Genomic DNA, 5440 nt, shown 5'->3' with positions numbered 1-5440 from the left:
AGCACAAAACTTTGCTAAAATACGCTCAGTCATTGATACAACTATAAAAAATGGCCTAAATGTATTGGAAGCATTGGTAATAATAGCTAAATTTGAGTTTGAATTATAAACTGATTAGTTACAAAATTTTTTAGCCACGAATTTCACGAATTTGCACAAATTCAAAAAGAACAAAAAAAATAACACTAATTTTCTGTCTGTTATTTACTAAATTTGTGTAATTTAAGTAAAATAAAATTCGTGTTTATTCGTGAATTGAAAATCAGCGAATACCAATTAAATAATATTCAATGAGCTAAATTTGTGGCTTCTTTTTTCTTTTTTAAAAGCGAACGCCCTGCTAGTTGCATACATTAGACAGCACAAATAATATCTATCTTTAGAATTTGGTAATCTGGTCAAAAATGGTTTGTAATTTCAACCAATGAACTTATTTCGACAGACCTTTGAGGTTTTAAATACCTCAAAGGTCTTCAGGTTAAAAATCAATACCAAACCTTTGAGGTAGTTTCATTCACATCGATATGAATTTCTTTTCCGAAAATCAAACTGCGATTGTCTCGAATGTGGCCCGCAGGAAAGTCAAAAATAACGGGATAATTATATTCTTTTACGGCATTCAGCATAATTTCACGGTGCGTTCCACCGAATAAGGTGTCTTTTTCTACATCATAATCAAAATCGCCAACAATTAGTCCTTTAAGGTTTTTCAGAGCTCCGGTTCTCTTCAAGGTGTACATCATGCGGTCTATTCGATACAAATCCTCACCAACATCTTCTATAAACAAAATTTTGCCATTCAAATTTGCTTCCGATACGCTACCAATCATCGAATTGACAATCGATAAATTCCCTCCAATCAAAATACCGCTCGCAGTTCCTTTTTTGTTCAATACATTCGTAGAGATTTCAAATCCATAACTATAGCCAAAAAGGGCTTTGTATAAGGTTTGTTTGGCTTCGTCTGAGGCTCGTTTCATTCCACCTGGCATGCTTGCGTGAATTGTTGCAAAGCCGAGATTGTGAATTGTCGTGTGCAAAGTAGTAATATCGGAATAACCCACCACCCATTTTGGATGTTGCTCGAAAGTTGTAAAATCGAGTTGGTCAATAATACGAACGGTTCCGTAACCGCCTCTTGAACACCAAATGGCTTTTATCTTTTTATCGTTAAGCGCCAATTGCAAATCGTTTTGTCTTTCCTCGTCGGTTCCTGCAAAATGATTGTGCTTTTTGAAAGCGTTCTTTCCAACAATAACTTCCAATCCCCAACTTTTGGCCAATTCGATACCCGGGTCAATTTCTGTTGTATCAGGAACAAAGCCTGCAGGAGCCACAATCATAATAGTGTCGCCTTTTTTCAAATAAGGAGGTTTGGTAAAATGCATTGCTTGTGGCTTATTCTGATCTTGACGAACTAAACTAGCGTGTTTCATAGTGTGATTATGGGTTTTACATTGCACAAAAACGACTATAAAAAGCAGCTGTATGCTTCTTATAACCATTCTTTTTGGAAATTGATGAAGGGTGTTGATCATATCTAGCAATAATACTAATTATTTTTTAGATATCTAAAAATCATTAAAATTAAACAGGGCATTCGCTTTTAAAAGTTTCCGTCACGAATTACACTAATAAACACGAATTAGAACTATTTTTTATTACACGAATTCTTAGAAATAAATAAAATTAGTGTAATTCAATTTTAAATTTGATAAAAAATTAGTGACAATTGGTGTGATTCGTGGCTAATTTTTTTTTCTTTTTTTAAAAGCGAATGCCCTGAAAATTAAAGTTCCAATCGAGTTCTTTTTGATACCACAATTGCCCCTCCGAAACAACCAAAGGACAATCAAAATTATTGGTATATAAAGCGCCTGTTCCTAATCCTTGTGGCATCAAATTGCCTTGCAAAAATGTCCATTGTGCGATCGCATTCAAGCCGATATTTGACTCCAAAGCCGAGGTAACCCACCAACCAATTTGGTGCTTTTCGGCCAATACAATCCATTCTTTTGTACCCCGAAAACCGCCCACAAAACTAGGCTTCAAAATGATGTATTGCGGCTGGATTTTTTGCAAAAGGGCTTCCTTTTCTTCTAATGAAAAGACGCCAATGAGCTCTTCGTCTAAAGCAATGGGAATTGGAGTGATTTTACACAGGTCTGACATACTGTCAGTATTGTTTTTTTGGATTGGTTGCTCAATACTATGCAATTCAAAACCAGCTAATTGATTTAATTTATCTAAAGCTAAATTTACATCGAAAGCACCATTAGCATCCACCCTAATTTCAACTTGATCGGGAGTGAAATGTTGCCGAATATAACACAATAATTGCAATTCTTTATCAAAATCTATCGCTCCAATTTTGAGTTTTATACACCGAAAACCGGTCGCCAATTTTTCCTCGATTTGTTGCTTCATAAACTCCTCCCCACCCATCCAAACTAAGCCATTGATGTCGATGCTTTCTTGGGTACTAGTAAACGCAGATGGAAAGAGTAAAAAGGGTGTTTCGCTGCTCAAGGATTGGAAAGCCATTTCGACTCCAAACTGGATGGAAGGAAACTCGATTAAAGCTTCCCAAAGTTGTTTTTCACCTAAGTGGATGTTCTCACAAGTCCACTTCAGTTTCGCTTCATAATCCGGTCGATCGTCAGCACTCAATCCTCTTAAGATACCACACTCTCCTATTCCTTTCTTACCGCCCTCTTCGAGAATGATAAACCAGGTTTCTTTGTTGGTCATCACACCACGTGAAGTTCCCGAAGGTCGTTTGAAGTTAAGAATGTATTTATGGTAGGTCGCTTTCATAGGTTTAGGGTTGCGGGTTTATAGTTTAGGGTTGTGGGTTTGGGGTTTGGGGTTTATAGTTTATAGTTTATAGTTTATAGTTTGGAGTTTGGAGTTTGGAGTTTGGAGTTTGGAGTTTGGAGTTTGGTGCTTGGTGCTTGGTGCTTGGTGCTTGGTGCTTGGTGTTTGGTGTTTGGTGTTTGGTGTTTGGTGTTCATCAATCCTTCAACAGTCTCAAAACCCGGTCAAAATCCTTCGTTGGCAATCCTGCTTTGGCAAAGACATCGAAATCCTGCTGCACCTTTTGAGTCCAGCTCAAACTGGCCGTGACGTTTTGGGATTGGTATTTTTTATGAATCGGTTTAGCCATTTTGAAGTTGTCATTTAGCATATAGGCGTGCGCCAAATTCATTTGTATCAACAAGTCGGATTCGTCTATTCTCTCAGCATCCTTGAGCGATTTGATGGCTTTTGAATACTGCTTGGTCATCATGTAAGCATAACCAAGCCTATTAAAATCGGATACTTTTGCTTTTCCATACACTACAATCAAATCAATTCTGCCAATAGCTTCTCCGTATTTGCCTTGTTTTATCAATTCTATAGACTGAGTGCGCAAATCGGAAAAAGTCTTATCAGAAGCGCCGGTTTCTTTCAGGCAAGCATTTCCGAAGTCCGTATAGGCCTTTGCTTTTTCAATAGGCAATAATTTTTGGAACTCTTGAAACTTGTATTCCTTTTGAAGTTTTTCGAGTACACAGACACAAAAATCATCTGCAGGGATAATTTTCTTAGCCAAATCAGTCGATTTGCATTGACTAAGGATCAATTTTCGGTTCTCCAAATTCCATCCGCTGCTCAGTCTGTGATTGACCCAAGGCACCACTTCGAGAATTATTTTCTGATTCATTATCCAATTCTTACTTTCGAAACCAAACCACATTGCATTGGCATTGGGTAAAATACACAAAGATTTGTCGGCAGAAAGTCCTTTGGCATCTTGACTAATGGGAACGTTTTGGTCGTAACAAGCATTTACAGTAGCCCCTGTTTTTTTGTATTCGGCAGCCAAACCTTCATTATTGAAAATAGCATACTTGCATTTGTCATCACCCGAAATCTTCGACAGCAAAAACACAGCCCCAGCAGAGCCTTGACTGATTCCTGTAGGATCGGGAATGGATTTTAAAACCGAAACCAAACTGTTGGCCATTTGCTGATTGACGTCCAAAAGTGTGATTCTATACACCACTTCGGTAGTTCCAACAGGCAAGTCTTCGGTTTTGATAACGATTCGGTCTCGAGCTGAAACTACAATCTCACGCTTGGTAGCGCGTTCTTTGTCCCAATAACCGTCTTTTTGAGCTGTGATTGATTGGACTGAAATGCTAAGTACTAGCAGAATAATTATCGTTTTAATATTCATTTTGTTTAACATCATTATGTTTAATCTATTCGTCTCTTCGAGTGATTTTTAATAGTAAAGCGGCAGCTTACAATTAAAAATTGTATCGAGAAGCCTTGTTTAAATTATTCATGATAAAATTTTTAAAGCTTTACATTTCTCTATAATTCACATTTTTCCAAGCTTTAAAAATCACTCGAACTGACGTACTAGTGACTTTATTCATTATCCCCACGTCTCTTCGAGTGATTTTTATATGGTAAGGCGACAGCGTTACGATAAAAATAGTATCGAGAAGCTCTATAAACCGTAAATATTCTGGATGCATCAAACGTCTTTAAACTTTTTCTTTGCTAAATTAGGAAGTTTGTCATACTCTTCATTTATCAACGCTTCTTTTTTTGCTCTAGACCATTTTTTTATTTTTTTCTCGATATCTATTGCGAAGTTTATATCCGTGAACTCACAATAATAAACTAATTCAACCGGCCTTTTGCTTGCTGTATAACAGTCCGGATAAAAACCTGTTTCGTGCTGAAATAGACGTTGAGTTAAATTACTCGTAACTCCTGTATAATAAGAGCCGTCGGCACATTTTAATATATACACATAGGACTGCTGCATTTACCTATTTTATTTAAAGTGTTCTCGATACAATTTTTAAAGCTTTACATTTTTCTTTAATTCAAATTTTTATAAGGTTTTAAAAATCACTCGAACTAACGTACTAGTGACTTTATTAATTATCCCCGCGTCTCTTCGAGTGATTTTTATGGTAAAGCGACAGCGTTACGATAAAAATAGTATCGAGAAGTTTTATTAATAGGAAGGTTCTCGATACTATTTTTAAAGCATAACTTTTTTGTTATACAATCAAATTTTATCTGGCTTTAAAAATCACTCGAACTGACGTGCTGTTATAATTTTTCTTTAACTCCAGACGTCTCTTTGAGTGATTTTCAATTAATCTATACGTAAATCTTTACGTCTCTTCGAGTGATTTTGAATGGTAATGCGACAGCTTTACTATTCAAAATTGTATCGAGAAGCCTTTTGACAGCTAGGGTTCTCGATACAATTTTTAAAGCGAAACGATTTTCTATTCAATCTCCATTTGTAACTAATCAGTCTCAAATATAGGGATTTTATTTCATGTCAAAATGACGTGAAATAAAATTCGAATTCATGCCACATAGTCATTGGATTTATTAGGTGAATCTTTTTATATTTTGTACTTTC

General features: G+C 36.2%; 5 protein-coding genes. All 5 read right to left on the bottom strand.

The features are described 5' to 3' along the window. Window positions 1-485: 485 nt before the first annotated feature. The 5 genes from ACIQ1E_RS13690 to ACIQ1E_RS13670 all read right to left on the bottom strand — a co-directional run bounded on the left by ACIQ1E_RS13690 (window position 486) and on the right by ACIQ1E_RS13670 (window position 4825). Complete coding sequence (locus ACIQ1E_RS13690; protein WP_396171890.1) at window positions 486-1538, bottom strand: LD-carboxypeptidase; 1053 nt, start codon at window positions 1536-1538, stop codon at window positions 486-488. A gap of 229 nt (window positions 1539-1767) precedes the next feature. Beyond that, entirely contained in the window at window positions 1768-2817 is a 1050-nt protein-coding gene (locus tag ACIQ1E_RS13685) for an o-succinylbenzoate synthase (RefSeq protein WP_396171888.1), read from the bottom strand. Between the two features lie 196 nt (window positions 2818-3013). Next, window positions 3014-4222 carry a tetratricopeptide repeat protein gene (locus ACIQ1E_RS13680; RefSeq protein ID WP_396171886.1) on the bottom strand — a complete coding sequence of 403 codons (1209 nt, stop codon included), beginning with the start codon at window positions 4220-4222 and terminating at the stop codon, window positions 3014-3016. A 130-nt stretch (window positions 4223-4352) separates the two neighbouring features. Next, entirely contained in the window at window positions 4353-4529 is a 177-nt protein-coding gene (locus ACIQ1E_RS13675; RefSeq protein WP_396171885.1) for a hypothetical protein, read from the bottom strand. Beyond that, window positions 4529-4825 (bottom strand): GIY-YIG nuclease family protein, encoded by a 297-nt coding sequence (locus ACIQ1E_RS13670; protein ID WP_396171883.1) that lies wholly within the window; start codon window positions 4823-4825, stop codon window positions 4529-4531. Before ACIQ1E_RS13670 ends, ACIQ1E_RS13675 begins: the two co-directional genes overlap by 1 nt. Window positions 4826-5440 lie beyond the last annotated feature (615 nt).

Origin of the sequence: Flavobacterium sp., from assembly GCF_044348915.1 — a bacterium.
Lineage (GTDB): Bacteria > Bacteroidota > Bacteroidia > Flavobacteriales > Flavobacteriaceae > Flavobacterium.
This window is presented reverse-complemented; position numbering and strand designations above follow the sequence as displayed.